Below are 19,037 nucleotides of genomic sequence, written 5' to 3' on the forward strand. Positions count from 1 at the left end.
TGCGCTTTGAGCTTGTTATGACTGGCAATTTTGAATTAAGTTGCAAAATTGCCAAGAATTTTCGGTAAATTATCAGAAAGTTGCCGAATATGTAACCTAAGCTGCGATTAATAACTCTTTTGCATTGGCAAGTGTCGATTCGGTAATTTGGCTGCCACCAAGCAGTCGAGCAAGCTCTGAAACGCGTTGTTGTTCATCAAGCGTGTGCATTTGAGTCTCGGTTTTACCTGATTTCGTGTTCTTCGCAACAAACAGCTGTTGGTGACCGCAACCGGCAACTTGAGGTAAGTGAGTCACACACATCACCTGCGTAGATTCGCCCAGCTTACGTAGCATTTTTCCGACAACCGCAGCCGTTGGTCCACTGATACCCACATCGACTTCATCGAAAATCAGGCTTGGTGTGTCCACTTTTTGCGCTGTAATCACCTGAATCGCTAGTGAGATTCGTGATAACTCACCACCAGAAGCCACTTTAGCAATTGGCTGCATTGGTTGGCCTGGGTTGGTCGAAACAATGAAGGTCACGTTATCCATACCCAATGGGGAAGGGTGCGTGTTGGTGTTGTTCACTTCAATGGCAAACTGCGCTTTTTCCATGCTCAGTTCGTGCATGCTTTGCGTGATCAGTTTGTTGAGCTCTTTTGCATAACGAGTTCGAGATTTATGAAGCTTCTCTGATTTGGCAACGAACGATTGGTATTGGTTTTCTACCTCGTTTGCTAGGTCTTCGAGTTTTTCATCGGAGCAATCAAGCGCTTCAACCTGTTGTAATAAGTCTTGATGGTGCTTGTAAAGCTCTTCTGGTAATACGTGGTGCTTACGAGACATCGACATCACTTTAGAGAAACGCTCTTCAACGTAAGCCATACGACCTGGATCGACATCAATGCTGTCTAGGTAGGTTCTTAATTCGTTATTGGTCTCTTCAATCTGAATAATGGCTTCAGACAGTAAGCTCGGTAATTCAGCCAATCTTTCATCAAGCTCAGCTAACTGAATCAGGGAGTTATTGGCCGATTGCAGAATACCAAGCGCATTAACTTCTTCGCCTTCATAAATAAGCTCGATAGCTTGCTGACAGGTTGTGGCCAATTCTCCGCTATTGGAGAGGCGCTTATGCTCTTGTTCGAGGTCTTCATATTCTTCCTCCCCAATAGACAGCTCATTTAACTCTTTGATTTGGTATTCAAGAAGTTGTTTTTGAGCTTGGTTTTGCTGGCTATTTTCACGTAACTCTTTTAAGTGGTTATCGGCTTGTCGCCAGGCTTGGTAAGCGTTACGTGTCGATTTCAACAGGTTCAAGTGGCCTGCGTATTGATCAAGCATCGCCATTTGGTAATCGCTTTTCATCAACTGATGGTGCGCATGTTGACCATGAATGTTGATCAACAGCTGCCCAAGCGATTTCAATTGTGAAAGAGGGACAGGACTACCGTTGATGAATGCGCGAGAACGACCTTCTTTAGAGATGGTTCTACGTAATATGCATTCACCGCCATCAAGCAGCTCGTTGTCTTCTAACCAGCGGGTAGCGTGTAGATTGTTCTCAAGTAAAAAAGCGGCACTGACTTCGGTTTTTTCTTCACCTTGTCGAACCATTCCCGCATCTGATCTTCCCCCAAGACATAAGCCTAAAGCATCGATAGCGATAGATTTACCTGCACCAGTTTCACCGGTGATTGTTGTCATGCCTTTAGAGAGTTCTAGCTGTAAAGACTTAACAATAGCGAAATTATTAACACTTAGATGAGCCAGCATTTTTATTTACCTGTATAACTGAACAATACTGTATATAAGCTCAGTATATACTGTTTCTTTATACAGTAAAGTCGACAGGTGAAAATTTTTTGTGACCGTTATCAGAATTGAGGTTGTTCGTAGATCACTGAAACCGCTATAGATTCCCAACTCAGTTGTTTCTCCCTGTTGGGAGTGACGATGTGGTGGATTGGCGTAAAGAGAGCGTTGGCGGGCTTTTTACTGGCAATAAAAAAGGCTGACGAATGTCGTCAGCCTTTCAAGTTTTCGGTTACCACTGGAGCGTTTATTCTTTTAGAACAGCTTACTCGACCAGCCTAGTTTGTTACGTAGAACATGGTAGTAGTTGTAGTCTTTAGGGTGGATCAGCTTTAGCACATTCGGGCTTTGGTAAATATGGATCTCGTCGCCAGGAGAAACCGGTAGCGAGATTTGGCCATCGCAGCTGACTTCCTGTGTACCGCGGTTATCAGGCGATACGATAAGCTTGATACGACGCTTTCCATCCACCACCAGTGGGCGGCTTGAAAGGGTGTGCGGGAACATTGGCACTAGTGAGATAGCATTTAGGCTTGATGACAGGATAGGGCCGCCGCCAGAAAGCGAATAAGCGGTAGAACCTGTCGGTGTTGAGACGATCAAGCCATCAGAGCGCTGTGAGAAGGCGAAGCTGTCATCGATATACACTTCGAACTCGATCATGTGCGCGACTTGGCCGGGGTGCAGTACAGCCTCATTAAGGGCTGCATTGTGGCTTTTTATCTGGCCGTGACGATGAATTTCAGTTTCAAGTAAGAAGCGTTCTTCTTCCATGAACTCTCCCTTAAGCACATCAGTCAGCGCGCTCTGAAAGTTTTCAGGGTTGAGATCGGTTAGGAAACCAAGATTACCTCGGTTAACACCTATCACTGAAATATCGAAACGTGACAAGATTCTAGCCGCACCGAGCATATTTCCATCACCACCCACAACAATTGCGAGATCGGCACGTTTACCCAATTCAATCAGGCTAGAAAAATGTTCTTGTGGGATATCGTCCAAAATGCTGGAGAGCCTATCATCAACAAACACTTGATAACCCTCAGTACTTAACCACTGATAGAGCTCTCTATGAGTCTGAATTGCTTGCTGATCTCGAGGTTTACCAATAATTGCGATGACTTCAAATGGCTTTTTCATAACGTTTCCAAACGAATTAGGCTTGAATCAAAATTCTTCATCCCCATAATAAAGGCAAGTTGAACGTCTATGCGAGTGTTTTATATCAATTTGAGGCGCAAACACGCCTGTCACTGGCATTGAAAACGAATTCTGGAGATATCATGAGCAACGAAGAAAACAAAGTAACCGAAGAAGAGCTAGATCAGATCATTGCTGAAGCTGAGAAAGTTGAAGAAGCTGAACTGAATGAAGACGCGGCTGATGAGCAGGAATCAAAAATTGCTCAACTAGAAGCCGCACTGCTTTCTAGTGAGTCTAAAGTGAAAGAGCAGCAAGATTCTGTTCTTCGCGCAAAGGCTGAAGTTGAGAATATGCGTCGCCGTACTGAGCAAGAAGTGGATAAAGCACGTAAATACGCGCTAAACAAATTCGCTGAAGGCCTACTACCTGTTATCGATAACCTAGAGCGTGCAGTACAAGCTGCAGATGCTGAGAACGAAGCGGTTAAGCCGATTCTTGAAGGTGTTGAGCTAACTCACAAAACGTTCGTAGATACAGTGGCTAAATTTGGTCTTACAGAGATCAACCCTGAAGGTGAAGCATTCAACCCTGAATTCCACCAAGCCATGTCGATTCAAGAAAGCCCAGACCACGAGTCAAACACTGTGATGTTTGTTATGCAGAAAGGCTACGAGCTTAACGGCCGTGTTATTCGCCCTGCAATGGTAATGGTTGCTAAGTAATTGAGTGGCCGTTTGCCAAGCAGTTGATTATTGCAATTGTGAAGTGACAAAATAGCGGCGACAAAACAATTCACTGGTTAACGTGAAATGAAAAGAGAGGCATATGCCTCTCTTTTTTTATGCCTGTAACTTGAGAGTCCACGTGAATAGTCACCAAAATCGCATTAAGAATGTCGTTCTTTTTATTTTATCCAGAACAGTGATTTAGAGTTTTATATTATGAAACTGGTTGTTAATGAAGAAATGTTTTGATGTCACACTTGTAATGTTTTTGTAAATAAATGCTTTTAATTGTTACCCTTGTATGTAAAATCCACTGCAATATAGCGATTTGGGTCGCATATATAACTATAAAAGTACAATTTTTAAACACAACAAACTGGAGAAGAACGATGGATAAATCGCTCTCAAGTAAGATTTTTGTAGGCTTGTTTGCCGGCCTTATTATTGGTACTGCTATTCAGTACCTATTCAGCGGCATTGCTATTTTTGATACGTACCTACTCGGCGCTGCTGAAGGTGCTGGTGGTATGTTCGTATCACTTATCAAGTTGCTTGTAGTACCTCTTGTATACGTATCTATTGTTTGCGGTATCGTTGAGCTAAAAGATATTCGTTCATTCGGTCGTCTTGGTGGTAAAACCTTTGGTCTTTACATTATTAACACCATCATCGCGATTTCAGCTGCTCTAACGATTGGTCTTATTTTCCAACCGGGTGCTGGTGCGAATCTAGCGGGTACAGTTTCTGAGACAATTGCGCTTACAACAACTGAAACGCCAGATATCTTCTCTCTTGTTGTTAATATCGTTCCTAGCAACCCTGTAGAAGCATTTGCAAGTGGCGACATGCTGCAAATCATCTTCATGGCTATTCTGACTGGTCTTGCTATCCAAGCTCTTGATTCTCGTGGTGGCCCAGCTATCAAGACATTCAAGATGGCTAACGAAATCATGATGAAGCTTATCGGCCTAGTAATGAGCCTTGCGCCATACGGTGTATTTGCTCTGATGATTCAATTAGGTGCAACACTTGATGCAAACACGCTAATGTCAGTTGCTGGCTATGTAGCGCTTGTTGTGGCAATGCTGGTGTTCTGGATCTTCTTCTTCTACCCAATGATGGTTGGTTCATTCACTGGTATTTCTCCAAAGCAGTTCCTACGTGCAACTCGTGAGCAAATCCTTTTCTCACTATCGACTGCAAGTTCGAACGCGACGATTCCAGTAACAATGCGTACTCTGACGGACAAACTGAACGTATCTAAGTCAGTGGCAGGTTTCGGTGTACCACTAGGTGCAACAATGAACATGTCTGGTGTATCTATCTACATCGCACTAGCAACTATGTTCGTAGCAAACGCATTCGGTCAGCCAATCAACACTGCTGATATCTTTACTCTAGGTCTAACTATCTTGCTACTGTCTATCGGTGCTGGTGGTGTTCCTGGTGGTGGTGTGGTTATGGTCGGTGTTCTATTGCACCAACTAGGTTTGCCACCAGAAGGTCTAGCGATTGTTGCTGCTGTTGACCGTATCTGTGACATGTTCTGTACTTCTTCTAACGTTGTTGGTGATACTGCGGTTAACACTATCGTAGCGAAATCTGAAAACGAAATCGGCGTTGAAGCCAACGAAGAAGCTGAGCTAAAGAAAGCAGAAGCATAATCAAAAACTTTTCCTCTATAGATGAAATCTAAGTGGAAAGCCTGAATAGATAAACGGAGCCTAAGTGGCTCCGTTTTTTATTGGGTGATCAACCCAGTTATGGGGCTTATGTTAAGGGAATGAGATGTATTCGTGTCTAACCATTCCTTTTATTAAAATAAATGTGAAAAAATCCAGTATCCCCCTTGAAAAGGCTTCGTGAGCCCTTATCTATGGTGCATACGAAAGCAAAATACATTTGCATTTAAATTTTGTGTATTAGGGTTGAATCCCTGATTACTACCCCCCACATAGTGGGTATAGCAAAAAACTAAATAGAATTTATTCGGAGAAAGCCTGATGGGTCGAATCATTGGTATTGATTTAGGTACTACTAACTCTTGTGTTGCTGTTCTTGACGGTGACAAACCACGCGTATTAGAAAATGCTGAAGGCGAACGCACAACAGCATCGGTAATCGCATACACTGAAGGCGAGACGCTAGTTGGTCAACCTGCGAAACGTCAAGCTGTTACTAACCCTCAAAACACGCTATACGCGATTAAGCGTCTAATCGGTCGTCGTTTTGAAGATGAAGAAGTTCAACGCGATATCGAAATCATGCCTTTTAACATTGTTAAAGCTGATAACGGTGATGCATGGGTTGAAGCGCAAGGCCAAAAAATGGCTGCTCCTCAAGTATCTGCTGAAGTTCTTAAGAAAATGAAGAAAACAGCTGAAGACTTCCTAGGCGAAGAAGTAACTGGCGCAGTAGTAACTGTTCCTGCTTACTTCAACGATGCTCAACGTCAAGCAACGAAAGATGCTGGCCGTATCGCTGGTCTAGATGTTAAACGTATCATCAACGAACCTACTGCTGCTGCTCTGGCTTACGGCCTAGACAAGCAAGGTGGTGATCGCACTATCGCTGTATACGACCTTGGTGGTGGTACATTCGATATCTCTATCATCGAAATCGATGAAGTAGAAGGCGAGAAGACTTTCGAAGTTCTTTCAACTAACGGTGATACTCACCTTGGTGGTGAAGATTTCGATAACCGCATGATCAACTATCTAGTAGATGAGTTCAAGAAAGAGCAAGGTATCGACCTTAAAGCTGATCCACTAGCAATGCAGCGTGTTAAAGAAGCAGCAGAAAAAGCGAAAATCGAGCTTTCTTCTACTACTCAAACTGACGTAAACCTACCTTACGTTACTGCTGATGCGACTGGTCCTAAGCACATGAACATCAAAGTGACTCGTGCGAAGCTTGAGTCTCTAGTTGAAGACCTAGTTCAACGTTCTCTTGAGCCACTAAAAGTTGCTCTAGCAGATGCTGACCTATCTGTAGGCGAAATCACTGACGTAATCCTAGTGGGTGGTCAGACTCGTATGCCTATGGTTCAAGCTAAAGTAACTGAATTCTTCGGTAAAGAGCCACGTAAAGACGTGAACCCTGACGAAGCTGTTGCAATGGGTGCTGCTGTTCAAGGTGGTGTACTAGCTGGTGAAGTTAAAGACGTTCTTCTTCTAGACGTTACTCCTCTATCTTTCGGTATCGAAACGATGGGCGGTGTAATGACTAAGCTTATCGAGAAAAACACAACTATCCCTACTAAAGCGGATCAAGTGTTCTCTACAGCTGAAGACAACCAAAGCGCAGTAACTATCCACGTTCTTCAAGGTGAGCGTAAGCAAGCGACTTACAACAAGTCTCTTGGTCAGTTCAACCTAGAAGGTATCCAACCAGCACCACGTGGCATGCCACAAGTTGAAGTAACATTCGACCTAGATGCTGATGGTATCCTGAACGTATCTGCTAAAGATAAAGCGACAGGTAAAGAGCAGAAGATCACTATCCAAGCATCAGGCGGTTTGTCTGAGGAAGAGATCGAAGCAATGGTTCAAGAAGCAGAAGCTAACAAAGAAGCTGACAAGAAGTTCGAAGAGCTAGTAACTGCACGTAACCAAGCTGACCAAATGATTCACGGCACTAAGAAGCAAGTAGAAGAAGCTGGTGAAGCTCTACCTGCAGACGAGAAAGCTAAAATCGAAGCAGCAATCGAAGCTCTAGAATCAGTTAAGTCTGGTGACGACAAAGAAGCTATCGACGCTAAAGTTCAAGAACTTATGCAAGCAGCTCAAAAGCTAATGGAAATTGCTCAACAGAAAGCTCAAGCTGAACAAGCTGGTGCTGACGCTGGTGAACAACCTAAGCAAGATGACGACGTTGTTGATGCTGAGTTTGAAGAAGTTAAAGAAGACAAAAAATAATTTTTCGTCGCTATAACACGTGATTTCTGCGTCGAAGGTACTCACTTACACTTGCCTCTTTATTGGCTAAGAAAGTCCGTGCCTTCTCCTTGAACTAACGTGTTTTAGCTTAGAAAAAGTCGTTTTTCGATTTCTAAAGATACGGGCGTCAGAGGTAACTCTCACGCCCGTAAATTTGTATTTAGACTTGTCGATCTAGATAATAGCTTTATTCGGCATTTCAGCCGGCAGAACTTTTATCTAGATTGATACATAGACTACTGAAGTGATCATTCGGTAGTAGCAATTATTTGGTGACCTAGAACATGTCAAAACGTGATTTTTACGAAGTATTAGGCGTAAGCCGCGATGCATCAGAGCGCGATATTAAAAAAGCGTACAAACGCTTAGCGATGAAATTCCACCCGGACCGTAATCAGGGTGATGACAGCGCAGCAGACAAATTTAAAGAAGTAAAAGTAGCGTACGAGATCTTAACCGATGCTCAAAAGAAAGCAGCTTACGACCAATACGGCCACGCAGCTTTTGAACAAGGTGGCATGGGTGGCGGCGGCGGTTACGGCGGCGGTGGCCAAGGTGATTTCGGCGATATCTTCGGTGATGTGTTTGGCGATATCTTTGGCGGTGGTCGTCGTGGCGGCGGTCAAGCGCGTGCACAACGTGGTTCTGATTTGCGTTACAACATGGAGCTTTCTCTAGAAGAAGCCGTTCGTGGTGTATCTAAAGAAATCGAAGTACCAACTCTTGTAGAGTGTGATATTTGTGACGGTAGCGGCGCGAAAGCGGGTTCTTCTGCACAAACGTGTGGTACTTGTCATGGCCACGGCCAGGTACAAATGCGCCAAGGTTTCTTTGCGGTTCAACAGACTTGTCCTACTTGTAACGGTAAAGGCAAGATCATCAAAGACCCATGTAACTCATGTCATGGTCAAGGTCGCAAACAGAAGACGAAAACGCTTAACGTTAAGATCCCAGCAGGTGTTGATACTGGTGATCGCATTCGTCTATCTGGCGAAGGCGAAGCAGGGGAGCACGGCGCTCCAGCTGGAGACTTGTACGTACAAGTACACGTAAAAGAGCACAACATCTTTGAGCGTGACGGCAACAACCTTTACTGTGAAGTGCCAGTAAGCTTCTCTATGGCTGCTTTAGGCGGTGAAGTTGAAGTTCCAACACTGGATGGTCGTGTAAACCTTAAAGTGCCAGAAGAAACACAAACGGGTCGTATGTTCCGTATGCGAGGCAAAGGCGTGAAAGGCGTTCGTGGCGGCGGTGTGGGTGACCTAATCGTTAAGCTAGTGGTTGAGACTCCAGTTAAGCTAAGCTCTCGCCAGAAAGAACTACTGCGTGAATTCGAAGAAACATGTTGTGGCGAAGCGGCAAGCAAGCACAAGCCAAAGTCTGAAGGTTTCTTCAGCGGCGTTAAAAACTTCTTCGATGACCTAACTAAGTAATTGATAGTGATTTGAAACTTTTAAAGCCTGCCAGTGTGCAGGCTTTTTTGTATCTGTAGATCAAAGAAAAGAAGCTCAGAGAAGAAAGAGTCGAGATTTCTCAGATAAATTATCGAGCCCTTTGGTGGTTGTTCTTGTTACTTCCAACACGCTTCTGGCTCTGAAACACCCGAGTGGTGTAATTCCAATATATCGGTATTCGAGTCTAAACATTCATCATTCACTTGCTGTGAAAGTGGTTCTGCTTGAATGGCATAGGTTGTACTACTCGCCGAAATCGCTAACGTGTATCGGCTGGTGTCGGTATCGCAAAACAAACATGTCCCTCCGGAAATAATATTCTCCGCTGCGGATGCATAGTTCCCCGTGTACAGCGTCTCTATTTCCAATTGTATCTTTGTCATATCAGCTATCGCTGTGACTCGATGCGCTTTGATTACATGGTTTGTATAACTTGGATAGGCAATGGCGCCGAGTATCCCCACGATGGCGACAGCGATCAATAATTCGATCAATGTCATCCCTCTAATGCTTAAGTTGTTGTTGTTGCATATATTTCTTCGAATCATCGCGAGTAGTTTCCTTTAATATCTCTGCCTATTTTTCTCCGGTGGTAGCATCGGCGCAAGATTAAATACGGTTACGAGCGGTATTACATAGGAAATTGGGAAATGACTCGCGGGTTTACTTTATTAGAGCTTTTAATCACGGTGTCGGTGTTATCGATACTGATAGCGACGGCTGCCCCGAGTTTTAGTTCAGTAACGCAAGCTGTGAAGATGCAGAGATTGGCTAGCGAGTTGAATGGTTTCCTTATTCAGGCCAAGTCAGAGTCAGTAAAAAGGAATCAAGATCTTTGGGTTCATTTCTCGATGGAAAAGAATGAAGTGCAATCAACTGGAGATTGGACTGTTTGGTTAAAACCAACCGAAGACTTGTCAGGAGAAACCTTACTGCAGTTGTCGGGTGAACCTTTTCGTGACCTTTCTTTTTCTCATAATTACACCGGAGACAGAATTACTTTTGAGAGCGTTCGTGGGAGGCCTGCTCGTGGGACTCTCTATTTAGCTCCTAATACAGCTTCAACCGATCGGATGTTGATCAAATTATCCAGTCCACCGGGGCGAATTAAGGTGTGCGGTGAATCGAGTGCACAGTATGGCTATGATGCCTGTTAAATCGACAGCGGTAGCTCCTAGCAAGCAGCAAGGCACATCATTAATTGAGTTAATGGTGGCGTCTGTGATTGGTGTGTTCGCGATTTCGATTATCGGTAGTGTCTTTATAACAGGGCAGAGAATTGCTAAAGATAAAGGCATTGAGTTATTACTGCTGCAAAATCTAACCAGTACGATGCAGGTGATGAAGGAGGATATCCAACGGGCGGGCTACGATGGCTCTAATGGTTACTCAATCAAGCTGTCTGGAGCGAGTAACACCATCCAAGTGAGTGGCGGTGTTGCCGTTGGGTTTGTCTATTTCAGAGAGGGCTCGAACGGAAACAAAGATAATCGAAATATCGTTTATCGGAAAGATGGAACCAAGCTGCAAATATGTGAGAAGGGCACCACTGTATCTGAGGCGATTCCTACTTTTAATCAGGTTACTGGATGTTACTCACTTTTCGATGACAGCCTGATCGAGGTAGACGCATTCAGCGTTGATGCTCAGTTATTAGAGCAGAACTCTATTAAAACCACGCTTACCGATATCAGCATTACGGCTTCAATTCCAACCGCAGGTGTTACCAAATCGGTTTCGGTTTCCGTTAAACAAAGGAACTGGCAATGATGGTGTTTAGAAAGCAACGCGGCGTGGTGACCTTGTTGATCACATCGGTGCTTTTAGTTGGTGCTTTAGTGGTGACGTTAGGAACGTATCGCAGTGTGTTTCATCAAATTAAAGTGGCTCAAAATGAGGTGCAAGGAAGGCAAAATCACTGGCGTTCAGAAGGTGGTTTAGAGTGTACTTATTCCTATCTACGTGAGCTCGATAAAACCGTTTTAGATATCAAAGATGCCAGTGCACGCCATGCCGACTTTTCTGATTGGTGTTCTCCATATGACAACGCCCCCCAAATTGAGGTTTCGGATAGTGCGAGTTCCATTGCTTATATTGTTGCATCTACAACCGATACACAGCTGCTATCTAAAACCATTCGTGAGAGCTCTCAGTTAGGAAGTGGGGCGATTCAATCAACAGGGCCGATTGAGATCATCGGTACATTGAGCCTGAAGCCTACAGTTAAAGAAGAACCGATCAATGGTAATGAATATGAATGCGTGAGTGTTACTTTTGCCGACCTTTTTACTTACCAATACGATTCAACACATGGTGATTCAGGACAAACGTTAGGCTTAGAAGTGCTCGACCCAAGTGCGGATGGTCCGTTTTCTGGTTTTGATGGCGTGTGTGATAGCGACTATAAGACGGAGATCCCTAAAGGCAGTTCGGGAAGTAGTTATTCAATCTATGCGCCTGATTCCTATCAAGGAACGAATCCGCTTCCCTTCAAAAAAGATTTTAATCCTGATCCTAATATGAACCCGTTTTATACCTTTTTTGGTATCGCTAAAACGGATCAAAATATTGTCGACTTATCTCAAGACACTGACCTTTTTAAGCACGTACAGATACTGAATGCGACAGAGTGTGGCACCGAAATCATGGACCATTTTACTCCTGGGCAAACCAAGGGATTGTGGGTTGAGGGAAATTGCCATATCAATTCAGCGGTTGCCGCCGCCAACAATCAATCTCAACTTCTAGTGATTCAAGATGGTGTGCTCGCGTTAAATGGTGCCATGACTTACAACGGTGTGATTTATCATTTGGTCGATTATCAAAAGAGTCATGTTAAAACTCGTATAGATGACTTCTGGGAAGCGCTTGTTACTCCTAATGTATTTGCACCTTTTATCAAAGACATCGATGACGCTACCGTCCTGAAAAAAAGTGTCGGGATTCAATTTGCTTCTGGTTTACCTTCAGGTGGCCTTATCTTCGATTCGCCACTTGGGGTGACAACGATTGTGGGTGATATGGATTTGGATTTTCGTTCAGAATCTAATCCGAGTGATCCGCCTTCTATTTATCAATGGAAGCGAGGATCATGGAATGACTTCTAAACAACGTGGTTTCAGTTTGATAGAGGTGCTTATCTCTTTTTTGCTCATCGGTGTTGCTTCGTTAGGGTTGGTTAAGCTGCAAGTTTATGCGGAGCAAAAGTCGGACTTTGCGCTTCACAGTGTAGAGGCACTTCACTTTGCTGAAAGGCAAATGGAATATTATCGAACGCGAGTCTCGGATGTGAGTGGGGCAGTAGGGCTTATTCCTTTTTCGCAACTCAATCAAGCGAACTATTGTCTCAACACGACAAGCTCAGATCCTTTATCCGGTTTGTCGGACTCTGGGTATGCGATGACTTGTGAGGTGGAGAATGCTGCTGGCGCTTTGTCGGGAGCGTTAAAAAGCATTACTGTTTCCGTTGCATGGCAAGATCGTATGAACCGTTCGCAAAGCATTTACCTCGAGACTATGCTCTCCAAATACAGTGAGTTTGATTGATCTATTAAGCAAACGTTTACTGCATGCCAAGGCCTACGCATCCCCTTTACTGATAGTTTTCACTCCTCGGACATTGTTTACGTGCCAGTTAAAACTCTGTATATGGAATGGTGTTTTTTGTGTTTTTATATTGTTGCTGTTGTACAGTATTTTTGCAAAATATGTCTCCATTTATGGAAAATGATGTGGAACCTTGTGCTTTTTAACAGCGACTTTAATAGAATATGTGCTGTACCAATAGGCCATGGTCAAAACTTTTATTAGGCCTAAACAAACAACATCACATATGGAGTTACAATGAGTAACCAAGCTGTAAAAAAAGCACCATCGACTGAGAAGATCAGTGGGATGGACCGCTTTCTAAACTTCATTGAACGCGCCGGCAACAAAATTCCAGACCCTGCAATTCTGTTCTTCTGGGCTCTAGTTATCGTATGGGTAGCATCTGCACTTTTATCGAATCTTTCATTCGACCTAATCAACCCTCAAACGGGTGCTGCTCTAGAAGTAAAAAACCTATTAACTGGTGAAGCGCTTGCTAGCTTCCTAGCGAATATGGTTACCACGTTCACAGGCTTCGCACCGCTAGGCATCGTACTTGTTGCTATGTTAGGTGTTGGCGTTGCTGACTCTTCAGGCTTCATTACGACTGGCCTTAAGAAGATGTTGAACTTCACGCCAGCTAAGCTATTAACGCCAATGCTAATCCTTGTTGCTATCGTGTCTCACACAGCAGCAGATGCAGGTTACGTTCTAGTAATCCCTCTTGGCGGTATCATCTTCCACGCAGCGGGTCGTCACCCTCTAGCGGGTATTGCAGCAGCGTTTGCTGGTGTATCAGGTGGTTTCTCAGCGAACTTCATTCCTTCAGGTATTGACCCGCTACTAGCAGGCTTCACTCAAACAGCGGCAAACGTTCTTGACCCTGCATACGTGGTTAACCCTCTAGCGAACATTTTCTTTACTGGTTTGTCTTCAGTTCTCATTGTTGGTATCGGTTGGTACGTGACAGAGAAGATCATTGAACCTCGTCTTGCAAAAACTCCAGTAGATGAAGATGCTGAACAAGCACCTGATCTAGGTACGTTCACTGCGATTGAATCTAAAGCATTCAAATTCGCTGGTTGGGCTATGGTTGCAGGTATTGGTCTGCTTATCGCTGCTTTGGTTCCTGAAAACTCAGCACTTCGTTCGCCTGAAGGTGAACTAACGGCGTTCTCAGCACCAGTAATGAAGTCTATCGTTCCTCTGATCTTCATTCTGTTTATTATTCCGGGTATCGTCTACGGCCGTGTAGCGGGTACATTCAAGAATAGTAACGATGTTATCAAAGCGATGTCTGAGACAATGGCAACGATGGGCGCATACATTGTAATGTCGTTCTTCTGTGCTCAGTTCCTATCTGCATTCGCTCAATCAAACATCGGTACTATGCTGGCGCTTTACGGTGCTGAAGGCTTGAAAGCGATGGATCTTCCTGGTGAAGCAACGGTTGTTGGTATGATTCTACTAACGGCTGCAGTTAACCTTCTTGTAGGTTCTGCTTCAGCTAAGTGGGCACTGATTGGTCCTATCCTAGTTCCTATGCTAATGGTTGTGGGTATCTCTCCAGAGCTATCTCAAGCGGCTTACCGTGTAGGTGACTCAGTGTCTAACATCATTTCTCCACTAATGGTGTTCTTCCCACTGGTTGTTGTTTACTGTCAACGCTACGTTAAGTCGACAGGTATCGGTACTCTAGCTTCTCTAATGATGCCATTCTCGATTGCTATGCTAATCGGTTGGTCTATCTTCTTGCTAGGTTACTGGGCTCTTGGTATCCCACTAGGTATCCAAGCTCCTTACACTTACACAATGTAAGATAAGTAAAGCTAAGTAATAAAAGCAAAAGTCAGTAAGATAAAATCATCGAAGCCCGCACCGAAATGTGCGGGCTTTTTTTCGCCATCTTTTTCCGTTTTTGTATCCAAGATTTTTATATCCCAAACTTTTTATATCCAAAACTTTTTATATTCAAAATAAAGGCACTCAGCTTATACTCCGGATCACGGCTAATTGTTGGCCGGTAAAATTAGGAAATCCAAACCACATGAAGATTCTGCTTTTAGTAGGGTTAATTGTTTTAAATGGTCTGTTTGCCATGTCAGAGATTGCATTGGTAGCAGCAAAAAATAGTCGGCTGAAACGCTTAGCCGAAAAACATCGCTCCGCTCAGATTGCTCTTGAGCTCAAAGAAAACCCAACTCGCTTCCTTTCAACCATTCAAATCGGTATTACTGTAATCGGCCTACTCAGCGGTATCGTGGGCGAGGCGACGCTCTCTGCGCCACTGGCCGTTCAACTTGAGCTGTGGGGATTCGACCCAACACAAGCGAATATCTTGTCTACTGCGGTAGTCGTTGTCGGTATTACTTACTTCGCGATTGTTGTGGGTGAGTTGGTACCAAAGCGTTTTGCTCAATCCCAAGCTGAAAACATTGCTGTGTTAGTCGCGCTGCCAATCTTCTGGTTATCTAAAATCGCGACGCCGTTTGTGTTTGCGTTGTCTGCGTCAACCGAAGGCATCCTAAAGCTGATGGGGCGCGGCGGTGAAGAAGATCGTGTCACTGAAGACGATATCCATGCATTGGTGAAAGAGGGCTCAGAATCTGGAGTGATTGAGCGCGGCGAGCAAGAGATGATTCGCAATATCTTGCAGCTTGATGATCGCCTTGTAAGCTCTTTGATGACGCCACGTCGAGACGTCGACTTTCTAGATATTGATCAACCTGTAGAGCAGATATTTAAGAAACTACGCTCTTCAAAGCACAGTGTATTTCCACTATGCCAAGACCATCTCAATAAAGTGGTCGGTACGGTGTCGTCCAAAGCGTTGCTGAATCAGGCGGGCAATTTAAGTATTCAAGTCATCATGGGGCTGTCTAAGTCGCCGATCTATGTTCCAGAATCGATGAAGGCACTGCGGTTACTTGGCTACTTTAAAGAGTCGGGTACCGAGATGGCATTCATTGTTGACGAGTATGGCGATGTGCAAGGCCTTGTGACTCATTACGATATTCTCGAAGCGATTGCAGGTGAGTTATCCAATAACCCCAATGACCTATGGACAGAGCCAGTGGAAGACGGATTGCTGGTGGATGGATTAATCCCTATCAGTGAGCTCAAGAACCGCTTAGAGCTGTCAGAGTTAGAAGGGGAAAGCGAAGGCTTCCAAACATTGAATGGCCTTGTGACTTGGTTAATAGGGCGTTTACCTGATGCAGGCGAAGTTGTTCAATACCAGCAGTGGCAGTTTGAAATTATCTCTGTTGAAAACAATCGCATTGTAAGTATCAAAGCGACGCCAATAGCCGATGACATAGAAGACGCTAATAGCTAACAGTTCGACCAACCAGCAAGCGGTAATGGTTCATTGTCTCTTGTTGTCTTAACCTCTTTATTGTTCATTATCACGAAGATTAGGTATGCTTCACCGCATACCTATTTTCGTTTTTGTCCTTTGTTTTCTGGAGTTCCCTTTGTCAGACCATCAATTCACCCCTCAAGATGAAATCTTCATGCGACGCGCCATTGAGGTTGCTAAGCAAGCTGAGAAAGAGGGAGAGGTTCCCGTTGGTGCCGTGTTGGTAAAAGAGGGTGAGATTATTTCTGAAGGTTGGAACCGTTCTATTGGAAGCCACGATGCCACGGCACACGCAGAAATCGAAACCTTGCGTAAAGCTGGGCAAGCTTTAGAAAACTATCGCTTACTCGATACCACCTTATACGTCACGCTTGAGCCTTGCCCAATGTGTGCAGGCGCCTTGTTACACAGCCGAGTAAAGCGCATTGTGTTTGGGGCTCCTGACTTAAAAGCGGGTGCAGCAGGTACGGTGTTAAATCTCTTTGAAAGCCAAGCCTCATACCACTATGCAGACGTGGAAAATGGTTTGTTAGAACAAGAGTGCCGTGAGCAACTGCAAGCTTTTTTCAAGCGTCGTAGAAAAGAGATAAAAGAAAAGCGAAAGCAAGACCGTCTGTTGGAAGAGCAGTGTTTAGAATCTGACAAGGCAAGTAATAAGAATAAGGTCAGCAACAAGAACAAGGTCTGTAACAAAAACAAGGTCTGTAACAAAAAATAACAGCAAGCTTTCGGCACTCTCTATCGCAAGAGTGCCGCAGAAAACTTACTCGGTATATTTACTCAGAAAGTATCTGCATGAAAGCACGGTTGCGCCAAATGATTTTCTTCTTATTATTTGAAAGCATACGCTTACGACGGTTTGCAGCAACGGTCTTATCAAGGCGCTTCGATTTCAGTTTACTCTTCATCATTTCAACGATTTCCTATTTGTCGTCTGGCTTTGTAATTATGACTTCAGTTTTAATTATAGTGGTTATTTGTTTATGAGCTCTGTCGCGAACTTAGCGTTAGCTTTCTGAACCACTCTTGCAATGGTTAGTATCTGAATCCAACCGAGCATGATGTCGCTTATGGTGTGACGTTATAAAGTTCGATTGTTACTGCAATATGACACCTCAAATTTAACGGTCACTTTGCTGGTTTAGTTTCTCAATGCGAACTAGCCAATACGAACCAGTGGCTCATGTATAAAAAAAGAGCAACGCTATATAGCATTGCTCTTTTTTATTTATTTGGAAGACTCAGCTTCATCGACAGCGGATTCAGCCGCACTGATTGTCGATTCAGCGTCCGAGATCTCTAAAGGTGGGATAACCACCAACCCTTCAAGGCTCGCTTCTTCCTCTTTATTACGCTTATTCACATGGCCGATAATGCTTTGGTAATAACGGCGAATGTTCTCAACGTAATTCCTTGCTTCATCACCACGCGCATAACCGTAACGAGTTTTACTGTAGTACTTCTTCTGTCTTAGCAGAGGCAGCCTGTCTTTCACATCACCCCAAGCGTCAGGATCACCGCCTTGTGCTTTGGTTAAGCGACGAGCATCCATCATGTGCCCGTAACCTACGTTATATGAGGCAAGCGCAAACCAGATCTTTTCGTGTTGAGTGATTGAGTCGGGCACTCGGTTAACGATACGACGCAGGTATTCAACCCCGCCTTGTACCGACTGTTTAGGGTCAAGACGATTGGTCACACCAACGCTCTTCGCAGTTGGTAGCGTTAACATCATCATGCCTCGAACACCGGTTGGAGAGCGTGCGACAGGATTCCAGTGTGACTCTTGGTATGCCAAAGCAGCAATCAAGCGCCAATCAAATTCTTGCGAATATTTCTGAAACAGTGGGGACCATTTTGGCAGCTTGCTATCCAATGCGCGGATAAAGGCACGAGTATCGACATAATCGAAGGTGCCGATATGGCCAATATACTTCTCTTCCAGTGAAGCGAGCTCACCAGACTGCTTTAGGTTACCAAAAAACTCAATCAGCAGCGCATAAAGGCTTTCATCTTCAGACTTCTGTAAATACCAAGAGATCGGTTGGTCTTCTGTAAGTTCAAAAGCCAAAGCCACGTCAGGGTATAAACGTTGTGCGAGTGACAGCTCAATCGAATCCGCCACAGTAAACAAGCGTTCCCCTGTAGAGACTTCTTTTAGCAGGTCGTTGATGTCAGCATTGCCGATCGCATCGTAGATAAAGTCATCGTGTGTGTTTTGCAGCTGTTTTAATGTTGGCTCAAAGTGTGAGTCTTTCACTACAACCAAAGATGGCGTCAATGTGTCAGTAGTCGCTACCTCTTCTGATTCAGTTTGTGCTTTTACGAAATCAGCCTGACGTTCATTCTCGAACTTGATCAGTTGCTCAAGGTTTCTTGGACGCCACTGGCCTTTTTTGTACACGACTTGCTGGCTTACATAGTAATAAGCGGGCGCGGCGCGATAGGCACGTGTCAGGTTGCTGTTTTGTGTTAACCCCGTTGCGATCAGATCGATCTCGCCTTTCTTTAACGCAGGAAATAGGCCGGATAGACGGTAAGCAGGTTTAACCTCAAGCTTTACACCAAGCTCTTCTGCAAACTCGCGAGCTAACTCGTAGTCCAAGCCAGCAGGACCATCTGGACCGATGTAATAAGAGAGTTGGTTATTCAGGGTGCCGACACGAAGAACGCCACGCTCTCGTATCTGCTCAAGGACACTTTTAGGTTCAGATTCAATCTGGCATCCAGCCAACCCAAATAGGGCAATAGCGAGCAGAAGGAACTTAGACGAAAAGATGAGCGTAAATTTAGGCATCAAAATGAAATCTCGAAAAGTGGAAGCCCCTTTATACCAAACCCCGCAAGGCTGGCAAAGCAGGTTTATTTAAACAGTTGTAAAAGTGCTGATAAATGCAGCAAAAGTACCATTTACACAGAAAGATAAAAAAAATAACGCAAACGGTTGCTTTTGGTGTTACGTCACAAAAAGAAATGCTTTATAATGCGCTCGCATTGAAGAGGTGGAATCGGCATAGGTTTGGCAACC

General features: G+C 44.3%; 16 protein-coding genes. 11 read left to right on the top strand and 5 right to left on the bottom strand.

What is annotated here, in order from left to right:
* Window positions 1-96: 96 nt before the first annotated feature.
* Together recN and nadK are read right to left on the bottom strand one after the other, a co-directional pair.
* Window positions 97-1,761, bottom strand: a complete 1,665-nt coding sequence (recN, locus tag AACR09_RS00445) for a DNA repair protein RecN (RefSeq protein ID WP_102475054.1) — start codon at window positions 1,759-1,761, stop codon at window positions 97-99.
* A gap of 294 nt (window positions 1,762-2,055) precedes the next feature.
* Window positions 2,056-2,940, bottom strand: a complete 885-nt coding sequence (nadK, locus tag AACR09_RS00450) for an NAD(+) kinase (RefSeq protein WP_004735161.1) — start codon at window positions 2,938-2,940, stop codon at window positions 2,056-2,058.
* A 143-nt stretch (window positions 2,941-3,083) separates the two neighbouring features.
* On the opposite strand from nadK, the gene grpE reads away from it, so the two are divergent.
* The 4 genes from grpE to dnaJ all read left to right on the top strand — a co-directional run bounded on the left by grpE (window position 3,084) and on the right by dnaJ (window position 9,039).
* Complete coding sequence (gene grpE, locus AACR09_RS00455; protein WP_017059864.1) at window positions 3,084-3,665, top strand: nucleotide exchange factor GrpE; 582 nt, start codon at window positions 3,084-3,086, stop codon at window positions 3,663-3,665.
* A gap of 392 nt (window positions 3,666-4,057) precedes the next feature.
* A complete protein-coding gene (locus tag AACR09_RS00460; protein WP_004735163.1) occupies window positions 4,058-5,332 on the top strand; it encodes a dicarboxylate/amino acid:cation symporter in 1,275 nt (424 codons plus the stop codon).
* A gap of 339 nt (window positions 5,333-5,671) precedes the next feature.
* Entirely contained in the window at window positions 5,672-7,585 is a 1,914-nt protein-coding gene (gene dnaK, locus AACR09_RS00465; protein WP_009848331.1) for a molecular chaperone DnaK, read from the top strand.
* Between the two features lie 305 nt (window positions 7,586-7,890).
* Window positions 7,891-9,039, top strand: a complete 1,149-nt coding sequence (gene dnaJ, locus AACR09_RS00470) for a molecular chaperone DnaJ (protein ID WP_017087727.1) — start codon at window positions 7,891-7,893, stop codon at window positions 9,037-9,039.
* 137 nt (window positions 9,040-9,176) lie between these two features.
* On the opposite strand, the gene AACR09_RS00475 is transcribed toward dnaJ, so the two are convergent.
* A complete protein-coding gene (locus AACR09_RS00475) occupies window positions 9,177-9,608 on the bottom strand; it encodes a type IV pilin protein (protein ID WP_108086541.1) in 432 nt (143 codons plus the stop codon).
* Between the two features lie 102 nt (window positions 9,609-9,710).
* Here AACR09_RS00475 and AACR09_RS00480 point away from each other — a divergent pair, with 102 nt between their 5' ends.
* The 7 genes from AACR09_RS00480 (at window position 9,711) to tadA (ending at window position 16,727) form a co-directional block, all read left to right on the top strand.
* On the top strand, window positions 9,711-10,217 hold the full coding sequence (locus tag AACR09_RS00480; RefSeq protein ID WP_017091999.1) for a GspH/FimT family pseudopilin: 507 nt from the start codon (window positions 9,711-9,713) through the stop codon (window positions 10,215-10,217).
* Complete coding sequence (locus AACR09_RS00485) at window positions 10,198-10,830, top strand: PilW family protein (RefSeq protein ID WP_004735169.1); 633 nt, start codon at window positions 10,198-10,200, stop codon at window positions 10,828-10,830. Before AACR09_RS00480 ends, AACR09_RS00485 begins: the two co-directional genes overlap by 20 nt.
* Window positions 10,827-12,167, top strand: coding sequence for a hypothetical protein (locus AACR09_RS00490; RefSeq protein ID WP_193835865.1), 1,341 nt, complete (start codon window positions 10,827-10,829; stop codon window positions 12,165-12,167). The genes AACR09_RS00485 and AACR09_RS00490 overlap by 4 nt, the downstream gene beginning before the upstream one ends.
* The gene (locus AACR09_RS00495; RefSeq protein WP_061023990.1) at window positions 12,157-12,606 is read left to right on the top strand and encodes a prepilin-type N-terminal cleavage/methylation domain-containing protein; all 450 of its coding nucleotides are present in this window, start codon (window positions 12,157-12,159) and stop codon (window positions 12,604-12,606) included. The genes AACR09_RS00490 and AACR09_RS00495 overlap by 11 nt, the downstream gene beginning before the upstream one ends.
* A 297-nt stretch (window positions 12,607-12,903) precedes the next feature.
* Window positions 12,904-14,466: an AbgT family transporter gene (locus tag AACR09_RS00500; RefSeq protein WP_193835866.1), complete on the top strand. Its 1,563-nt coding sequence runs from the start codon at window positions 12,904-12,906 to the stop codon at window positions 14,464-14,466.
* 229 nt (window positions 14,467-14,695) lie between these two features.
* A complete protein-coding gene (locus tag AACR09_RS00505) occupies window positions 14,696-15,985 on the top strand; it encodes a hemolysin family protein (RefSeq protein ID WP_193835867.1) in 1,290 nt (429 codons plus the stop codon).
* A gap of 85 nt (window positions 15,986-16,070) precedes the next feature.
* A complete protein-coding gene (gene tadA, locus AACR09_RS00510; RefSeq protein WP_193835868.1) occupies window positions 16,071-16,727 on the top strand; it encodes a tRNA adenosine(34) deaminase TadA in 657 nt (218 codons plus the stop codon).
* A gap of 58 nt (window positions 16,728-16,785) precedes the next feature.
* Here the strand turns inward: tadA and AACR09_RS00515 are convergent, their stop codons facing one another.
* Window positions 16,786-16,920 carry a hypothetical protein gene (locus AACR09_RS00515; RefSeq protein WP_004735176.1) on the bottom strand — a complete coding sequence of 45 codons (135 nt, stop codon included), beginning with the start codon at window positions 16,918-16,920 and terminating at the stop codon, window positions 16,786-16,788.
* Between the two features lie 317 nt (window positions 16,921-17,237).
* The gene (gene mltF, locus AACR09_RS00520; protein ID WP_004735177.1) at window positions 17,238-18,806 is read right to left on the bottom strand and encodes a membrane-bound lytic murein transglycosylase MltF; all 1,569 of its coding nucleotides are present in this window, start codon (window positions 18,804-18,806) and stop codon (window positions 17,238-17,240) included.
* Window positions 18,807-19,037: the final 231 nt, after the last annotated feature.

Origin of the sequence: Vibrio sp. OPT20 (assembly GCF_963889365.1) — a bacterium.
GTDB lineage: Bacteria > Pseudomonadota > Gammaproteobacteria > Enterobacterales > Vibrionaceae > Vibrio > Vibrio splendidus.